This is a genomic window from Galenea microaerophila (assembly GCF_054657255.1).
Map to the genome: position 1 here is coordinate 1 of NZ_BAAHWZ010000004.1, position 16,820 is coordinate 16,820.

Genomic DNA, 16,820 nt, shown 5'->3' on the forward strand with positions numbered 1-16,820 from the left:
GCCGGTAAAAATCCTAATATGGGTAAATATCAAGAAACATTGCAAAATAAACAGTCCATATTAGACTGCTCATCAAGACAATTTAGTGAAACTGAATCAAAGGGAAAAACAAGTCTTTGCTCTGACCCTAATCAAGTTGTAAATATTTTTGATAAAGATAATTCAGGGTGTAAAACCATTGAAACCTGCATTAATTCCATAGATATAACTAAAACTCATGAGACTTCATGTGTTATGGCTGTTAATACAGATAAAATAACTCAACATGATACTATTCCTCACCATACGTGCACAAAGCGTAAGGATTATAAGAAACAATGCAAAACTGTAACTGAAATAAAAGTGATAGAAGTACCCACTGATAAATGGCGGTGTGCTCCAAGCGATGCAGGTAAAAGATCGCCAATAAGAAGGTTTTTCCCTTTTTCAATAAACATAACATGTCAGCCCGATGGTAGAATTTATTATAATCAAATATTTTATGCAGATGGTACGCCATATTGGGTCAATTTTAATCAATATCTTGTTTTTGATAAAAATAGTAATGGTTCAATTAAACAATCTCATGGTAGATTATTATTAAAGCCTACTAAAGTAGATCATACAAGTCATTGTTGGTATGGATGTCCTAATAGACTTATGGCCCCTCAATCAGCAGCTTCATCTTCTAGTTTTACTCTTATATTTTATAATTATACTTTTGGTAATTATTATAGATCTACCGGAATTAAAATGATAAGAATGAAGAAAGAAAAAATCATTCAAACTACTTCAACCACTTGTAGCAATGAATAAATAAGCCTCATATGAAAAGCTTTCATAGTGTAAAATTGCTTACCTCCACGCAGCCCCCACATTTCGGGGGTTTTTTATTGGTTTAAATTTTTTTGAAATCAAGCAGATAAAGTGGTATTTTTAACTACATAGACCATTTGACAAGACTTACTTTATGAGCTTTTTAGATACAGCAAACATTAAGTTACACGCTAGAAGGCGTGAGCCGGATCTCGGTATTCTTGATTTGATTGTTGAGAAAATAAACAGTGAAAACAAGGGAAAGCCCTTTTCATCTGAATTTTTAACAACTTTAACAGGCAGTCAACTCAGTTTGAAAGCAGGGCAAAAAGTCATGCTTGAAGACGCAGAGCAAATCTTATCCAACCTTTCTGATAGCAATATTGAATGGTCAACTAAGTTTGGTAAAGGAAAACTATCTGTTCTGAAAGATTTTAAGATTGAAGAAGTCGAACATCCAAAAAAGCGCTTTAAAGCTATTGTGACTATCAGTTCTCAAGTTTTAACAATCATTAACTCTTTTTCAGGTTCTAAAAACATTCCTCACTCTGACGAAGAAGAAAAATTTCAAGAAGCAGAACATTTTTAGCGCAATCCCCCCTTCTTCTCACAAAGATTCATTTCTAACCTATTTTAGATTCGTTTTGAGTCTAAACCTTACCTCTCTTCTCTCTTTTCCTTATAAAAGGTTCGATAACTTTTAATTATCAAAACTATGAAAAAAATAGACAAGCAGTGGCATAATCATCAAATAAGTAAAAATCATCGCGCAAAATTACAACACAAATTGCGAACTTTATCGAACAAACATGTTCGATATTGTTCGTTTACATGTTAAAATATTTACGAAATGGTTAAGGAGCCAATATGACATCTAAAAATAAAACTACAGCTGAAATTCAACAGATTGTTGATCAGGCGCTAGATGAAATGTATGCCGCAGGAGAAAAACCAACAATCCGCTCATTGATTGAGCGTGTTGGAAGAGACGTAATTAGCAGCACGTCCACCGCAAGCAAATACAAAAGAAGTTATGAAGAAAGAAGAAGAGCAAAAGAGCAGCAGATTTTTAACAAAATCGGGTTCAGCCAAGACTTCACAGACGCATTTATAAAAGAAATTAATCGCTTTCAAAAAAATATCGAAAACCAGTGGGAAGAAGCCTTTAATGCCATTCATTCCGACAACATAGAATTGTCTGAAGAGCTTAAGAAAATGGAAGTTTTGCTCAAAGAGGAAAGGGAAAAAGTTTCTCAACAAACTAACGATATAAATGCACTTAAACAGACAATAAAAGAGCAAAAAAGAGACTTTGAATACGCCTTTTCCGAATTAGATAAAAATTTTAACCATCGCCTATCCCTTGCAGAAAAAGGGTTTGAAAATGAAATCACTAATTTCAAAATTAGAAATGAAGAGCTTTCCGACAAGTTAAAAAAATGTGAATTTGAGCTGGAATCTGCAAAAGAAGCGCTGATTAATGCGCAAGTTAAGATGAGTAAGCTCGAGAACATAGAAGCACAAAATGATGTGCTCATAGAAGAAAATAACAAGCTAAAAGGAAAGCTTTCCGAATTAGAAAAAAAATTTTCTTCGGTGTCAAAAGATGCGGAAATTTATCAGCTGCAAATGACGACCATGAAGGAATCGCACGAGAAAGAGTTGCGTTTGAAGGAGCGTGAAATTGAGATGCTGCAAAAAGTCATAAAAAAACTAGAAAAGAAGTAATTTGTTACAAGGGGGATAACTGATGGGCAATCTGATTTTAAATAATGCAGGTAAAAATCATGCGATTTCAACTATTTTGGAGGAGAAACATTCTCCTTCGTTTTCCCTATTAACAGAATCTATTGCGCCGAATACGTTAAGGGCGTATATTTCCGATTTGTCTATGTTTTGCTACTGGCTACTTGATGAAGAAATTCAGTATGACCAAGACAATCAAGTTATACAAAAGACAAACGATGAGATTGCTCAAATTATTTTATCAAGTCACGTTTCTGATAAAACGATTTGTAAGTATCTTGAAGAAGTGGCTTTTAAGTACAAGATTAGCACCATTAAGCGTAAGTTAGCGTCATTTTCGTGGGTTTTCGGGCAATTAAAGATTCCTGACCACACAAAGGCAATCTCGGTTAAGGATACTTATAAAGGGCTAAGAAAGTTGCAATCAAAATATATTGCAGACTTGGTGACTGCTGAAGAAATTAAACAAAGAGGATTGAAAGAACCAAAGAGAACGCCAGAAGATTTATCAAGAAAGCCTGCACTGGGATTTAGAGAGAGTTACTTAATCAAAATTATTCGCTTTATAGATTCTGGTGAACATAATTTTTGTGAAGCTAAGGTTTTACGGGATAAAGCATTGCTAACAGCTTGGTGGGCGGGCGCTTTCCGACGCAGTGAAATTGCTAATTTGCGTTGGGATTATTTAAATTTTTCGGAGCAAGGCGTTGTAATCACCCTACCCTTTTCTAAAACAGACCAAGCAGGAAAAGGGATTTCTAAAGGGATTCATTATGCAAGGCGTCATCCGGAATTATGCGCGACAACTCATTTATTAAATTGGTATCGGTTCCAAAAACATTCAGGGAGTAAATACGTTTTTTATCGTGTCTCACGGAAAAATAAGCTAATTTGGGAACGGGGTCCTCTAACAACTGTGGCGATTGTGCGCATTTTGAGACAGTACCTTAATTTAATTGGTGTAAAGGATAGCCGGCGGTTTTCTGGTCATTCACCTAGACGCGGTTTTGTGAGCGATGCTTATAAAGCAGGCGTTCCCACAAGGGAAATTCAAGAACAAGGGGGGTGGCGTTCTGAAGCAATGTTGAACCTTTACATTGAACAAGAGAGTGTTTTTGACCGCAATGCAACTAAACATCTGCTCTAAGTAGAAAGTAAATTCTTGTTTTTCTAAATTTTTACACTATAAACAAATGCTGAATATTCATTGCTAAAAATACTAGAGACCTATTATGCGGAAAAGTTTGTTGCGAGCTTTTTTAGTGCTGCTCGTTTTTTACTATTTTTTAGGGTTCGGATATTGGTTTTTTTCCAATGATCTGATTGAATCCTCTGCGCGTGCGATAGGCATTAATGAAGAAGTTACTGCCTATAATGCACTAGATGTATCTATCCAAGTCATAAAGCACCAAATCAAAGAATATAGCCTTATTATTCCTTCCCTGTTTGCTGGCTCTATCTTAGTTACATTATTTATAGTGCTCTATTTTAGATTTCGAGCACCACCTAAACATAAAAACGTTGATGGGATTTATTACAGTTTAGGTGAAGTTCCTACGCCTGCATGGCAACTGAAAGCTGAAAAGGCACAACTTGAATTTGAGGATGAAGCTTTATCTGAAAAATTTAATGAGCTTCCTGAAGTTTATCAAAATCTAATTTGTGAAATAGCCTACCTACTTTCCAAACACCAAGATGCCTACATTGGTGATGGGCACGGAAATACCCTCCTAGAACACTCCTTAGAAGTCTTTGAAAAAGCATTGCTTGATGAAAAAAATGATGACCCCTTATTACCTGTCATAGCATTGTCACATGATTTAGGCAAAATATTATCCCACGAAAAAATTGATGGTAAATGGGTTAGAAAAGCTTATCACGATAAACTTTCTGGTCTCATTCTTTCTGGTTTACCTAGCTTCAAACAACTTCCCTTTGAAGAACAAAGCTTGCTGCTTTTAGCTGTTAAATACAGTCACTCAAAAGCAGATATGCCCATTCTTCCTTCTAGTAAAGAACAAGACAGACTCCAACAACTTTTCTTTGAAGCTGTATCAATTGATAAAGAACAAACCAAAGAAGAGAAAGAAGAAGTTAAGAAAAAGCTTTCCCTAGAAGAATTATTTGAGAAAGAGTTTCATAGGATTATTTCTCAAATCCAGTTTCAACAATACGGCTTAGCGAAAGGTGAAAAAGCGGGGGGATGGCGAAACGGAGATTCTATTTTTGTCTTAGAAGTACACGTTAGGCAAGCGATAATTTCATTAGCGGACGCAGATTTAGTGGCTGCTGAAGGGGGCATGCACCGAGCTAAAGGCTCTATCCCCAACCTAACTAAAAAATTCATGGAGTATTGTAAGAAGAAGGGTTGGTTGATAGATGAATACAAAGGAATGGTGGCTAGAAATGGCTTATGGACAATAAAACCAGGAAAAATTGTCTTTAAAGGCGTTTTTTGGCTCAAATTACCGGAGTCAATGCACTTTCTATTACCAGAGAATGCTCCTTATGAGGTTGAGGTCTTAGAACCTACTCATGGAGATTTGAATCAAAAACAGAAGAAAACCGTTAGAAGAAAGCCAAAGTTGAAGCTTGATTTGAAAAAAGCTATTGAGAATGAGAGAAAACAAAATAGTGAAAGCTCAATGAAGGCTGACCAACAAAATGCTTCTGTTGAAGAAAGTAGTATTAATTTAGCGAAAAAAGATGAATCCGAAAAATTATCAGATGAAGAAGAGAAAAAACAGAAAAAAATGCGGGCTGTATCGGCAGCCTTAGGGATTCCTCTATAGGAGGTACTTATGGATGTCAATGTATTAGATAAGGTTTTTAACAGAATAGCCATTTCTATTGGTGGGAGCACTAAAGACGGCAGGAGTTTTCATGTTCCCATTGAAGATATTCATCAGATTATCTGGACGATGTACCTTGAAGGCAAATTTGATGGGTACAAGGGCAAATCAGATGATTTGAAGCACTTTTCTGGCTATGTCCGGAAAGTTGTTAGAAACCATCTAATACAAAGTTCCGAAGGGCGTAATTATAATTTTTGTATAACGGCGCCTTATATGCGAAACAAGAAAAAGAAAGAAGATTCCAGACCTAGTCTATATTGGGATGAAGCAAAGCCTAACAAGGGAACCTTAGGTGGTTCGACTATATCGGTAGTTGATATTGAATATGAAAATGTTTCAGTTGAAGATGACTTCAACCTATCTGAATTAGATGAAGTCCGTGAGTTTCTGCTAACAAAAATCGATGACGCACCACTTTTAAATGCTTTCTTGGTGCTTGGTTTCACGCCTATGGACTTCTTTTTTGATGAGCTATATAAAGAATTTATAAATAAGAATACAGGTAGGTATCCGAGGGAAAGTTACCACTATCAAATCCCTATCCTTCTCACAAAAATCATGAAAGAAGAGGTCGATAAAATCGATCCAGATAACGTCAATTTCCCTATATTTGCTGAAAAGAACCTTAAATCATCCCTAAAAATGATGATTTCCAATGAAAAAGAGTTTATTCGCGACGATGTTGTTGTCTCAATAAGCAACAAGCTTCATAAAGTTAAAGACGCCTTGACCAAAAAAGGGGTAGAGTCCAGAAAAGTGATGCGCTGGATTAGCTGGGCTTACGAATTCCCCGACGAAATCAACAATCAAATCCTTTCTATTAGACAGAAAAATCTGTAATTACCTTCTTTGCCGCAAGATTCGTTTCTCCTGTTCTTTCACTATATGTAGTGAGACCATTTTTTAGACAATTTGACGGGAGAAAAAAATGTATAACGAAGATCTAAGGCAAGAAGAACGCTTGGCTGTATTTGCAGCTAAGCAAAAATACGGAAAAAATCTTTCAATAGAATTAGAAGGAAAAATTAGGGCAAATGCCCGTAAAAATTTCCTTTCTCGATTTGTCTATGGAGGGGTAGTTTCAATACCCCTTCTAAGACAATGCAACTCCACTGAGACACAGGAGGCTAAAAAAGCCGCATCCACTGTCTCGGTGGAAGAAAACTTTGAAGACTTATCTTCTCTCTCAACGGGAGAAGATGAAACTCTAAATCTTGTCGCTAATGAAGAAATTAGTGACAAGATGCAAGAATTAGCCCCCGCCACTTGGGGGCTGATCAATGGGGACTTCACACCAGAAGAAGTCTCCAAAAAAAATGTTTTTGAGGAGATTATTTATCTCCTCTCAAACATTACAGATCTGCCAGGGAAAGAAATTCTTTCCTTGGCAGACGAGGCTGCGGGTTATCTCACTCGTAAGCCTCGGGAAGAAAATAAAAAAAATCCGGCTCCAAAAAAGGAGTCGGAAAAAAATCTAGAAGAGATTAATTATTGTCTCTTCTAAAAATTCAACCAGCCCGTCCTTGTGACGGGTTTTTCATTTAAGTGTGAGTGGTATAGAAAATGATCGGTCGAAATCATATTGTTTTTGGCGCCGGCTCTACTGTTTTAATCGGTAAAGCAATGGGGTTAGATTTTGCTCAAATTGGTGCGATGTTGCCCTTTTCCGTGTTGGGTTCGCTTCTACCTGACATTGATTTGATGCAGTCTCGGTTGAAGAAAAACTGGGTCATTAAGCTGCTTACATTGCCGTTTGTATTGCTTGGTCATAGAACGTGGACTCACAGTATTTTGGCACTATTGATAGTCAGTTTACCTATATTTTTTATGCCCAATGAGATGCTTAAATTGATGTGGGGAGGGATGATTATTGGGTTTGCAAGCCATTTAATCGGTGACTGGATGACACCAAAGGGCGTGCCGCTTTTTTATCCTATGAAGCAATCTTATCGCGCGCCTTTCACTTTTAAATCGGGTGCACTAGTTGAGTATATCGTTGCTTTAATTCCATTGCTTATGAGTGCTTTATGGACTTTTTATCTTCATTGATGGCGGCTTCACCAGACTTTGACTTAAGGGTTATCACTGTCGGCACTGCTTTGTTTGTTTTTCTCTTTACTCGTTACGTGCTTTTTCGTTTACCGCTTAGTTTTTTTTGGGTCACATTGATTGAATTACCCGGTACGATTCTGCATGAATGTTTAGGGCATTACTTGGTCTCTTTGCTATTAAATGGTCGCCCAATCAGATGCTCTGTACTGCCTACAAAATCAGAAGATGGGGGATGGCGATTAGGTTATGTAGTATCGTCAAATATTACTTGGTATAACGCAGTTCCTATTGCTATGGCACCACTAATTATATTTATACCAGCGCTTCTCTTTCCCCCTTCTAACATAGGTTCAGCATTGTTCTGGGGTCTTGTTATGAGCAGTGGAATTCCATCCTTGACTGATTTTAAAGTAGCCTTCAGCAATATTTTTTCAGTGATTTTTTACGGTTTTTTACTCTATTTCCTGTTTTTTTTGCCCTGAAGTCACTATTTTTAAGAAATTAAGAGATTCACTGCACTTTTATGTAGTGGCTCCCCTTTTTATCAATTTTTTAGAGGTACTTTTTATGCGAAAAAAATTTAAGTTGACACCATTTGCTATAGCACTTTTGGCTGCAAATTTGGCTTTCTCTTCTGCACAAGCTCAAGTGAAAACAGATGAACCAAAGCCAATAGAATTAAGCATGGAACAGATGTTAAACCTTCCTTTGAAAGTAAGGTTGCTTTACCAAAAAGGTGAATTAAAAATCTATCATATGGAAAAGCTGTCAGGCTCTCATTTAACAGCCTATGTTGGAAAAATAAATGGAAAACTTGGCGTATTTTATGCAGATGGAGACTACACAATTTTTGGGAATGTTCTAAACACTGAAGGTAAAAATCTAACTGTACAGTATTTAGAAAGATTTGCAGTACCCGTTACCTACAACCTCAACAACTTCAAAGCTAAAGAGATTAAATATGGGCACGGTAAGAAAGAAGTGGTGGTCTTTACTGACCCAATGTGCCCGCACTGTATTAAACGTGTACTTGTGGCGCTTAAAAAAGATAAAACGCTTCAAGATAAATACACTTTCCGTTTTGTAATGGTAGGGTTTGTTACGCCGATTTCAGATGAAATGGCTGAATTTATCTTAAAAGAAACAGACAAAGGTATCCCACTGCCTGACGCATGGGAAAAAGCATTAAAAATGAAAGACAAATTTCATGACCAAGGGAAAGTTCCAGTGATTAAGGAAAACTCCCAAAATGCTGCAAATGCTGGCATTAATCAAGTGCCTACTGTGTTAAGAAAAGACAAGAAAACTGGCAAGTGGGTAGAAGATAAAAGCATTTTCTAAAGCCACTTTCGACTAGTAATTTAAGGGGGGCATCCCCCTTCATTTCATAGGAGAGTATTCATGTTTGAGGGAAAGAAATCTATATTGCTGTTAGTTGGATTAGCACTGTCTGCTGCAACGATTTTTGGCGCTTATATGCTGTTTAATCATACTTATGTCAGTGGAAAACAGATGGTCATTATCGACCCAGTTAAAATTTCCAATGCGCAAAGAGCCTATGCTGCAAAAATCATGATGAAAAAAGGGAAAGACGATATTTCGCCAGATTCATTAGATAAGTTGTTTCAAATCTCAAAACATATGCACGAGATTATCAAAGAGCGCACAAAGGGAAAGATTGTGTTTGTTAAACAAGCCATTGTATCAAGTGATTTACCTGATATTACCGATGAAATCCTGAAGGCTGCCGGCCTTCCCACAAATCCACCTACTATTGATATTGGTAAAGCATTAGAGATGGCGCCTACTATGCTTATGGGAATGATGCCACATGAAAAACAAAAATAATTCGCCAACACTGAAAGAGAGAATAAATAATGTTGCTAGGGGTTTGCTCCCCTATGCCATTATTGCTTTCTTACTAGGCTTGGCATTTGAGCAGACACCTTACCGCATTACTTATAACATTACCCTGAGTGTGCCCAAAGGCTTTTATCTTTATGAGAAAGGTAACCGTAACATTACTTCTCATGAGGATTACGTTGTTTTCCAATACGTAGGTATTCCGCCTTATGTTGGGAAAAATAAGTACGTTGATTTGCGTTGGACGCATTTTATCAAGCAGCCTTTGGGGATGCCGGGGGATAAAATCCTTACTAAAGATTATGTCAATTACCGAATTGACGACGACAAATTAATTGAACTTAATAAAGCCAAAAAAGAGTTGCCTGTGGTGCAGCAGTTTGATGGCTCACCCTTGCCTAAAGACAAATACTTTATGGGTTCGCATAGTGATGTTGGTTTTGATAGTCGATACTTTGGATTAGTAGATAGAAATCAGATAATTGGGAAAGCATGGTTGTTATGGGAAGTCGATTTATCAAAATTGTTTTAAGCGTAGGTGCGGTGATTTGCTTTTCCTTTTCTGCATTTGCTGAAAAAGAAAGTCTAGTTGGTAAGGGCGGGGTTGGCTATTGGTTTTATGAAGAGCCTCCCAAGCCACCCAAAGAAATCAAGGTGAAGAAGAAGAAAAAGAAAGATGAACCTGTTTTTATCATGCAGGATACCCCTAAAAAATTGGAAGACGCCAAAAAAAGGGATTGTGAAAATCATTGGACGCTTGAGTGTGGGTTCCGTACACCTAAAACATTTTCTGAACAAACAAAAATGCGTGATGCGCTTATGAAGGATGCCTACATGCACCCTAATGATGCGCATAAAGTTTTACAGATGCAAAAATATATGCGCTGGATAGTTGATCAATCGATTCAAGCTTCTAAATTGTGGAAATACAATCTAGTTCAAAATCCAGAGTTAGATCCTTCAGTTACCAATCCTATTTCCGCTTATGGTCTAAAACTGATGACTTCTGTCCGTAAGAAGAAAGAGAAAATGGTTTGGGATACCATTAAAGAATGGGGCGGTAAAGTTATCATGTTTACCAAAGAGGATTGTCTGTTTTGTGAGAAGCAGGCTAAGCCTTTTTATTGGTTGAAGGTGAATGATGATGTTGAGGTTCACGGTGCATCCTTAAAGGGAAATTGCCCTTATGGCGTGGTTTCATGCAATAAGGGTCCCAAAGTATTAGCGGCGGCTAGAATGCTCAATGTTAAGGTCGTGCCGTCGATTTATCTATATCTACCCGGTAATGTATGGATTCGGGTTTCAAATGGTTTGGTAACCACAGAGGAGCTGGAAAATCGAATCTATAACTTCTTTATTGCTTGGCGTACAGCGGTATCCAAAGGGTTAAAATCCTCAAATTCTGCTCAACCACCAATGGACTTTACTACACCTAAAGATATGCAAGAATTTCAAAAATTGCTTATGAAAACAGACCATGATAAATGATATTGTTTATGACGGGCGGCGTGTTTGGGTTTCCAACAAGATTTCGCCCGAAATCAAAAAGGCATTTAAGCAATATTCCACCAAGTATAAGTTTTACTATCATCCTAAGGCTAAGCGCTGGGTTTTTGTTCAAAGTAAAGCGAGAGAAGCCCTTTTAGCCATCTCCAAACATTTAAAAATCGATGAAAATAAGACTTTGCAGTCAATCAAGAGTGCTAGATACTCGTTTGAATTTGCTAAGTTCTTAACCTTTGATATTTATCCGATAAAGAATGACCCTGATAAATTAGTTGTATTCTGCCCTTTTGACTGGGCGAGCGCGTACTTTTTTAGAACAATTTCAGGAATCTTTGATAAAAGCAACAATGCTTGGATTGTAGAGACAGATATAGAGTCTCTTGTTGAAGATTTGCATGAAGAGAATAAGATTCCGCTGGAATTTATCCGGTTTTATAGCACCACAGAGCTTTTTGTTGATACAGATTCAATAAAAAATCTGTTTAAAACTAAAGCTAACTTGGAGTTTGAAAGTGGTGAAAAGGTCATTGAGAGACAGCAGAAAGAATTTGGGACTATTTCAGCAACGATTCTGAATGCAATTCAGGACATCCAGAAAAGAGAGTATGATGCAGAGCCTGTTAATGCTTTTCTAAAGAAAATTGGCGCTCTTCAACACCAAGTAGAAGGTTGTCATTTTATCCTTTCACGTACAAGTTGCTTGCTTGCCGACGACATGGGACTTGGTAAGACGCTGCAAGCCGTTGTCGCCGGTCACTTTATACCTGGAATAAAGGTCGTACTTTGCCCAAAATCTTTAAAGCTAAACTGGGGAAATGAGATTAAAAAATGGACTCAATCTGATAATTTTTATGTATGCCCCAATCGTTCAGTTTCAATACCTGAAGGCAAAGAGTGGTATATCTTTAATTATGAGCTTTCTGACAAGCTTATAGAGTTTTTAGAAGAGAAGAATATTAAAGAGGTTTCGTGTGCCTTTTTTGATGAAGCTCATGAGTTGAAGAATCCTAAATCCATTAAATCAAGAAATTCATTCAAATTGGGTGCTAAAGCTGCAAATCGAGTTCTTATCACTGGTACCCCTATTCTCAATCGTTTAAATGAGTTACATACGCTTCTCATGCTATCTGGTCATGAATTAGGGAAGGTGCCAAGAAAAGAGTTTTTGGAAATTTACAATACCTCAATGAAAAGCGCTCGTATGCTTAAAAGTCTGTTAGATGGCTCATGGATGATTCGACGTGAGAAAGATATTCTAGGGGCAAGTTTACCCGGAAAAACTGAACAGATAATTCCTTTGCAGATTGAGAATACGGATATAGCAAAATACAACGAGATTCTTAAAGACCCAAATTCTAATGCTATAGTTAAATTTAACCACTTGCGGCGCTTGATTGAAGACATAAAGGTTAATTTTATTTGTAATCAGATTGAACAAATTTACAACAACCACAAGGTGCTCATTTTCTGCGAATATAAAGAAACCATTGACCGCTTTTCTGAATTCTTTGAAGCCAAAGGCATTGAGTACGTTACTTATTTTGGGCAGATGAGCAGCAAGAAACGTGAAGCAGCCGTAAATGCCATTCAGCAAGGCAGTGCTAGAGTCTTTATAGGTACCACAAGGGCAGCAGGTGTTGGCATCACTTTAACAGAAGCAGATCACGTGTTTTTTGCATCATTGCCGTGGACACAAGCCTTAAAAGAACAAGCAGAAGATCGGGCAAACCGTATTGGACAAAAGAATCTAGTAAAAATTATTACCCCTATCGTTCAAGGCACCATTGACGAACATCTTAAGAAAATTATTGATAACAAGAAGACACTAAGTGAATGTGTTATCAAGAATGACCTATCCCCTGACGTGAAGACTTTGATTATGAAGTCTGAAATCTTAAAAGGCTAGCTTGGACAAAAGCTTGTAGCCTTCTTCTCTTCTAGCTATCCCTTCTCTATCTTTTTTCCTCGTTTTCTCACTATATGAAGTGAGAACATTTTTTTTGAGAACTTTTAACGAGGAGAAATATTATGGCTAAGGCTACTACAAGAGAAGTTTTTAAACAAATTGTGGAAGAAATCGTAGGATTGATGGAGAAAGATAAATTAAATTGGTCGAAACCTTTTAAAGAAGTCTTTCATCAAAATCCTATATCTGGCTCCGTTTATAGGGGCGTTAATCCTTTTCTCTTATCTTATTCCGCTCATAAAAACGGTTTTGAAAGCCCTTATTGGGCTACCTTTAACCAAATAAAAAAAGCGGGCGCCAAGATAAAAAGGGGTGCACAATCTACTCCCCTCTTTTTCTACGCAAAGATGGAAAAAGAGGATAAAGAAACAGGGGAAGTTAAAACTTTTCCTGTTTTTAAAATGTATCGGGTGTTTAATTTTGACCAGATTGAGGGGGATTTAAAGACCCCAAAAGATGTAAAAATTAAAGACTTCGAAAAATTAGGTAATAAATTTTACCGAGAAGATGTAGAAACACTTGTCTCAAACACGGGGGCTAAAATTAAAAATGCGCCCGATGGGGCAAGTTATTCTCCATCTTTGGACATTATTTTTTTACCTGATGCAAAACAATTCGTGAATGAGTATGGCTATTACGCCACACTCTTACACGAATTGGTCCATTGGAGCGGACACCACTCACGATTAAATCGTGAAGGGATTACTGACCTATCCGCTACTTTTGGATCCAAAGCATATGCGTTCGAGGAGTTGATCGCAGAGTTAGGATCTGTATTCCTATGTTCGCATCTAGGATTAAAAAAGGGTGGCGTTGATGAAAATCACGCCGTTTATTTGAAATCGTGGACGCGAATGCTTAAAGAAGAGCCAATGGCTCTTTGGAAAGCCGCATCAAAGGCTCAAGAGGCATTTGACTACCTCATGAGCCTTGATTCAGATTAGTCTGAATCAATAATTCAACAGCCCGCCTTCTTGGCGGGTTTTTTCATTAAAAAAAGTTTCTTTTCCAGAAAGCTTACCAAAAAGCCAATCGCACTCCCCTTCAAACACTTAAAAATAAAGGGATTTGAGAATTTTTTTCGATTCGGAATGACCTGTTCTTTATAAGAAAAACCTATCAAAATCACGTTTTCTAGCCCTTTTCACTATTAATAGCGAGACCATTTGACGTAGTCAATCAGTCTCTCACGCAAGAAAGCGGGAAAATCCTTTAATCCCGTGAGCAGCCTAATAATAATAGGCGACGCTCCTTGTTGTGAGGTTTGATTGGCAATGAGTATTCAGCGCCCCATCCTCTTGGATGGGGTTTTTTTATGCCTTTCTTTCTGCCTTTCCTAGACTGCGGTCAAAATTTTTCGAGATTTGATTTTTTTATCTTTGGTGCACTATAAGAAGTGAGAACATTTTGTCTCGAGATCATTTTTAATACAGGAGAAAAAAAGATGTATAAGAAAACTCATGATGTTGTCTATAATGCAGGAACAAAAGAAGAAGCCAACTGGATAAAGGTTGGGAATATGTTATCGGATGGCGAGAGCATTCGATTAAAGTTGGACGTTGTTCCTACAAACTTTAATGGTTGGCTCTTGACATTCCCCGTCAAAAAAGACGGGGAAAAAAGTCTAGAAAACCAACATAGCCAAGACAATTCTACTTTGGACAATAAATTGTCCGAAAAAGAACGTCTAATACAACAACTCTCAGAGTTGTTGTAAATTCAACCAACCCGTCATTTTTGGCGGGTTTTTTATTATGGGCAAGAAAATTTTAATAATCGTTTCTTCAGTTAAGATTTAAACAGGCAAGAATTGATGTATCACCGCCTACAATCAATCTATCCCACCCCTTCTATTAATCTCTTTAATCCGTTCTTCTGGCAAAATTTTATGACGAGGATTTGTTAGATGATAGAAAAAGTCCCTATGTGCTACCAAAATATGCCGGATGACAAACATGACCCAAATAAAGGCTTGTTTAAAAATTTCCGTTAGCAACGTAAATACAGATTCAAACAGTGGCTTTAATACATGGTCAAGACCAGGCAATTTACCAAGAATGATGATTGCTAAAGCCGCTATGATGATCCATAGCACTATGGTACTCATGTTGTTTTCGCTCCGTTTTCTTTGTAAACATGATCATTTTTCATACCAATGCTACCGTAAAGTAAATTGGTATATTTTTTAGCATAGTTAAGGGCAAGAGTCCCTGCAGGTAAGCGAACCTGCCTTTTATACGGGTAAAAGACATACTTCTCTCTCTCTTTTCCTTTAACTTCGGTGATAGGCGTTTTTATCTCCGGAACTTGAATGTGGTACATTCTGGGACCGATTGTTAAGATACATTCCCCAAAACCTAATCCCATGAGTTTATCTAGACTTATTTTTTCTGCTTCTTGTTCCCGCCATGATTCGCCCATACCGTCACCGTCAACAGCATTAAATTGCGGATTAGGTTTTAATGCGACAGTGCTTTCTGCATTGCTTTCATTTTGTGAATGGGAGTAAACAAACGTTTTGCCTTTTCCAAACGATTCGGAAACCTCTTGCGCAGATTTTTTGGAACCAAATTTAAAATAGGCTTTGCACCAGTTGTTTTGCATCAATATATCTGCAAATTCTGGGCTCGCTTCAGATAGGTTACCTAATGACTGAAAACCCGGCATTAAGATAATATTTGCAGACCTCGCCTGCTCAAACAGCCTACTGGCTGATGATGGAATAATGTAGCTACCAAACTCATCTGCAAAGATAAGAAATTTAGGATTGGGTCGTTCTTGTTTTGGAAGTTGTTGTATGTTGTAAACAGCTGCCCTTAGGTCAGATAGTATCATCTTGGCGGCATTTAAAGCCGCAACGTCTTTGGACATTGTGGGAAGCATGACGTATAGGACTTTGTTGTTTTTGATAATATCTGTTAGGTCAATTTCTGGGGTGTAGGTGTTAAATATTTGTCCGAATTTTCCTTGAGCGAATTGAGCAATCCTACCAGCCATGCCACCGAGTGCATCTTTTAATTTTGTGGTATCTACTTCATGCACCCATTTGTCATCTACTTTCTTTTTAACTCTATATTTATCTAAAAATACATCCAGTGCCATGCGTTCTGGGCTTGGAGGGAGTCTTCTTAACAAATCTTCAATCGCTTTAGAAGATTGCAGCAGTATTGTTAAATCGTTGAAGTCACAGCGTGTATTAATTGCATTCATTGCACCAAAAAGAACCGTAAGTGCATGGTTAGCCGTTTGGCGATAGTGGTCTGCACCGGGATTATTTTCAGCAGAGGGGGCGATATTCATTACACGAGAAGCTTTGTCGTCCGCATCCCCTTCTAACAATGGATTATAGGTATTTGAGTGTTGAGGGTCGTCTAGATTCAGGATATAAAGGTCATCTTCACGACCAATCGATTTCATCATGTATCCCAAGGCATCACGTGTATCAACATCCAGCTTTGCGTCTATAAATATAGCACCACCGCCTTTTACAATTTGTTGATGAATGAAAACCATACCAAGGTTTGTTTTACCTACACCAGAAGCCCCTATAAGCGCCATATGACGGTTTAAAAATTGATAAGGGATGACAACCGGCTTTTGCTTGTCTTTTGTGTAGCCGGCAATTAATCCATCTTGTCCTTCATAAACAGGTGCAGATGGCAAAATAAAGCCTTCTGATTTCGTGGCATCTACTTTATCGTACTTCTCTATTATTCTGGGTAAGGTTAGCACTCCAGCTCCTATAGCCGCTGAAATTGCGCCTGCTATAGGTGCATATGGCATGCCGGCAAAATATGGCATGGTTGAAGCCACACCCATTCCTATCATACTTAAACCGATTGCATCTAATGGTCCTGCTAATGGCTTAATCAAAGGTACGTTATCTAGTTCCAATTTTTTTCCTCGATGGTTTGGTGACTTTATATGAATGCAAAACTATTTTATATTTTAAAATCAATAACTTACGTTTAGATTGTTTCTTCCTTCAACTTTCATAGTGAAAAAATCAAAAAAAATTTAGAAAATTTGCGTTTTTT

18 protein-coding genes are annotated in these 16,820 nt (G+C 37.5%); 16 read left to right on the plus strand and 2 right to left on the minus strand.

The annotated features are described in order from the left end of the window. The 16 genes from ACYQ05_RS08240 to ACYQ05_RS08315 form a co-directional block, all read left to right on the plus strand. Nucleotides 1-795: hypothetical protein (locus tag ACYQ05_RS08240; RefSeq protein ID WP_459820089.1), on the plus strand; the 795-nt coding region annotated here is incomplete at its 5' end. 154 nt (nucleotides 796-949) lie between these two features. After that, complete coding sequence (locus tag ACYQ05_RS08245; RefSeq protein WP_459820090.1) at nucleotides 950-1,384, plus strand: hypothetical protein; 435 nt, start codon at nucleotides 950-952, stop codon at nucleotides 1,382-1,384. A 278-nt stretch (nucleotides 1,385-1,662) separates the two neighbouring features. Then, nucleotides 1,663-2,523, plus strand: a complete 861-nt coding sequence (locus ACYQ05_RS08250; protein WP_459820092.1) for a DNA-binding protein — start codon at nucleotides 1,663-1,665, stop codon at nucleotides 2,521-2,523. 22 nt (nucleotides 2,524-2,545) lie between these two features. Further along, nucleotides 2,546-3,688 carry a tyrosine-type recombinase/integrase gene (locus ACYQ05_RS08255; protein WP_459820094.1) on the plus strand — a complete coding sequence of 381 codons (1,143 nt, stop codon included), beginning with the start codon at nucleotides 2,546-2,548 and terminating at the stop codon, nucleotides 3,686-3,688. Between the two features lie 85 nt (nucleotides 3,689-3,773). Next, complete coding sequence (locus ACYQ05_RS08260) at nucleotides 3,774-5,333, plus strand: HD domain-containing protein (protein ID WP_459820095.1); 1,560 nt, start codon at nucleotides 3,774-3,776, stop codon at nucleotides 5,331-5,333. 9 nt (nucleotides 5,334-5,342) lie between these two features. After that, a complete protein-coding gene (locus tag ACYQ05_RS08265; RefSeq protein ID WP_459820097.1) occupies nucleotides 5,343-6,236 on the plus strand; it encodes a hypothetical protein in 894 nt (297 codons plus the stop codon). An 88-nt stretch (nucleotides 6,237-6,324) separates the two neighbouring features. Further along, entirely contained in the window at nucleotides 6,325-6,900 is a 576-nt protein-coding gene (locus ACYQ05_RS08270; RefSeq protein WP_459820099.1) for a hypothetical protein, read from the plus strand. A gap of 59 nt (nucleotides 6,901-6,959) precedes the next feature. After that, nucleotides 6,960-7,445 (plus strand): metal-dependent hydrolase, encoded by a 486-nt coding sequence (locus ACYQ05_RS08275; protein ID WP_459820101.1) that lies wholly within the window; start codon nucleotides 6,960-6,962, stop codon nucleotides 7,443-7,445. Further along, nucleotides 7,424-7,930: a hypothetical protein gene (locus ACYQ05_RS08280; protein ID WP_459820103.1), complete on the plus strand. Its 507-nt coding sequence runs from the start codon at nucleotides 7,424-7,426 to the stop codon at nucleotides 7,928-7,930. The genes ACYQ05_RS08275 and ACYQ05_RS08280 overlap by 22 nt, the downstream gene beginning before the upstream one ends. Before the next feature lie 85 nt (nucleotides 7,931-8,015). Next, nucleotides 8,016-8,789 (plus strand): thioredoxin fold domain-containing protein, encoded by a 774-nt coding sequence (locus ACYQ05_RS08285; RefSeq protein WP_459820105.1) that lies wholly within the window; start codon nucleotides 8,016-8,018, stop codon nucleotides 8,787-8,789. Nucleotides 8,790-8,849: 60 nt separating this feature from the next. Continuing rightward, a complete protein-coding gene (locus ACYQ05_RS08290) occupies nucleotides 8,850-9,296 on the plus strand; it encodes a hypothetical protein (protein ID WP_459820107.1) in 447 nt (148 codons plus the stop codon). After that, nucleotides 9,280-9,843, plus strand: a complete 564-nt coding sequence (locus tag ACYQ05_RS08295; protein ID WP_459820109.1) for a S26 family signal peptidase — start codon at nucleotides 9,280-9,282, stop codon at nucleotides 9,841-9,843. Before ACYQ05_RS08290 ends, ACYQ05_RS08295 begins: the two co-directional genes overlap by 17 nt. Continuing rightward, nucleotides 9,813-10,799: a conjugal transfer protein TraF gene (gene traF, locus ACYQ05_RS08300; RefSeq protein WP_459820111.1), complete on the plus strand. Its 987-nt coding sequence runs from the start codon at nucleotides 9,813-9,815 to the stop codon at nucleotides 10,797-10,799. Before ACYQ05_RS08295 ends, traF begins: the two co-directional genes overlap by 31 nt. Next, nucleotides 10,789-12,723, plus strand: coding sequence for a DEAD/DEAH box helicase (locus ACYQ05_RS08305; protein WP_459820113.1), 1,935 nt, complete (start codon nucleotides 10,789-10,791; stop codon nucleotides 12,721-12,723). Before traF ends, ACYQ05_RS08305 begins: the two co-directional genes overlap by 11 nt. A 122-nt stretch (nucleotides 12,724-12,845) precedes the next feature. Further along, on the plus strand, nucleotides 12,846-13,727 hold the full coding sequence (locus tag ACYQ05_RS08310) for an ArdC family protein (RefSeq protein ID WP_459820115.1): 882 nt from the start codon (nucleotides 12,846-12,848) through the stop codon (nucleotides 13,725-13,727). Nucleotides 13,728-14,227: 500 nt separating this feature from the next. Continuing rightward, nucleotides 14,228-14,500 carry a hypothetical protein gene (locus tag ACYQ05_RS08315; protein WP_459820116.1) on the plus strand — a complete coding sequence of 91 codons (273 nt, stop codon included), beginning with the start codon at nucleotides 14,228-14,230 and terminating at the stop codon, nucleotides 14,498-14,500. A 114-nt stretch (nucleotides 14,501-14,614) separates the two neighbouring features. Here the strand turns inward: ACYQ05_RS08315 and ACYQ05_RS08320 are convergent, their stop codons facing one another. Together ACYQ05_RS08320 and ACYQ05_RS08325 are read right to left on the minus strand one after the other, a co-directional pair. Beyond that, entirely contained in the window at nucleotides 14,615-14,890 is a 276-nt protein-coding gene (locus ACYQ05_RS08320) for a hypothetical protein (RefSeq protein ID WP_459820118.1), read from the minus strand. Further along, a complete protein-coding gene (locus ACYQ05_RS08325) occupies nucleotides 14,887-16,677 on the minus strand; it encodes a type IV secretory system conjugative DNA transfer family protein (RefSeq protein WP_459820120.1) in 1,791 nt (596 codons plus the stop codon). Before ACYQ05_RS08325 ends, ACYQ05_RS08320 begins: the two co-directional genes overlap by 4 nt. Between the last annotated feature and the right edge of the window lie 143 nt (nucleotides 16,678-16,820).

Excerpts from the sequence above, each read along its gene's own strand:
- ACYQ05_RS08245 (WP_459820090.1), top strand. The coding sequence starts at position 950 with ATGAGCTTTTTAGATACAGCAAACATTAAGTTACACGCTAGAAGGCGT.
- ACYQ05_RS08250 (WP_459820092.1), top strand. The coding sequence starts at position 1,663 with ATGACATCTAAAAATAAAACTACAGCTGAAATTCAACAGATTGTTGAT.
- ACYQ05_RS08255 (WP_459820094.1), top strand. The coding sequence starts at position 2,546 with ATGGGCAATCTGATTTTAAATAATGCAGGTAAAAATCATGCGATTTCA.
- ACYQ05_RS08260 (WP_459820095.1), top strand. The coding sequence starts at position 3,774 with ATGCGGAAAAGTTTGTTGCGAGCTTTTTTAGTGCTGCTCGTTTTTTAC.
- ACYQ05_RS08265 (WP_459820097.1), top strand. The coding sequence starts at position 5,343 with ATGGATGTCAATGTATTAGATAAGGTTTTTAACAGAATAGCCATTTCT.
- ACYQ05_RS08270 (WP_459820099.1), top strand. The coding sequence starts at position 6,325 with ATGTATAACGAAGATCTAAGGCAAGAAGAACGCTTGGCTGTATTTGCA.
- ACYQ05_RS08275 (WP_459820101.1), top strand. The coding sequence starts at position 6,960 with ATGATCGGTCGAAATCATATTGTTTTTGGCGCCGGCTCTACTGTTTTA.
- ACYQ05_RS08280 (WP_459820103.1), top strand. The coding sequence starts at position 7,424 with ATGGACTTTTTATCTTCATTGATGGCGGCTTCACCAGACTTTGACTTA.
- ACYQ05_RS08285 (WP_459820105.1), top strand. The coding sequence starts at position 8,016 with ATGCGAAAAAAATTTAAGTTGACACCATTTGCTATAGCACTTTTGGCT.
- ACYQ05_RS08290 (WP_459820107.1), top strand. The coding sequence starts at position 8,850 with ATGTTTGAGGGAAAGAAATCTATATTGCTGTTAGTTGGATTAGCACTG.
- ACYQ05_RS08295 (WP_459820109.1), top strand. The coding sequence starts at position 9,280 with ATGAAAAACAAAAATAATTCGCCAACACTGAAAGAGAGAATAAATAAT.
- traF (WP_459820111.1), top strand. The coding sequence starts at position 9,813 with ATGGGAAGTCGATTTATCAAAATTGTTTTAAGCGTAGGTGCGGTGATT.
- ACYQ05_RS08305 (WP_459820113.1), top strand. The coding sequence starts at position 10,789 with ATGATAAATGATATTGTTTATGACGGGCGGCGTGTTTGGGTTTCCAAC.
- ACYQ05_RS08310 (WP_459820115.1), top strand. The coding sequence starts at position 12,846 with ATGGCTAAGGCTACTACAAGAGAAGTTTTTAAACAAATTGTGGAAGAA.
- ACYQ05_RS08315 (WP_459820116.1), top strand. The coding sequence starts at position 14,228 with ATGTATAAGAAAACTCATGATGTTGTCTATAATGCAGGAACAAAAGAA.
- ACYQ05_RS08320 (WP_459820118.1), bottom strand. The coding sequence starts at position 14,890 with ATGAGTACCATAGTGCTATGGATCATCATAGCGGCTTTAGCAATCATC.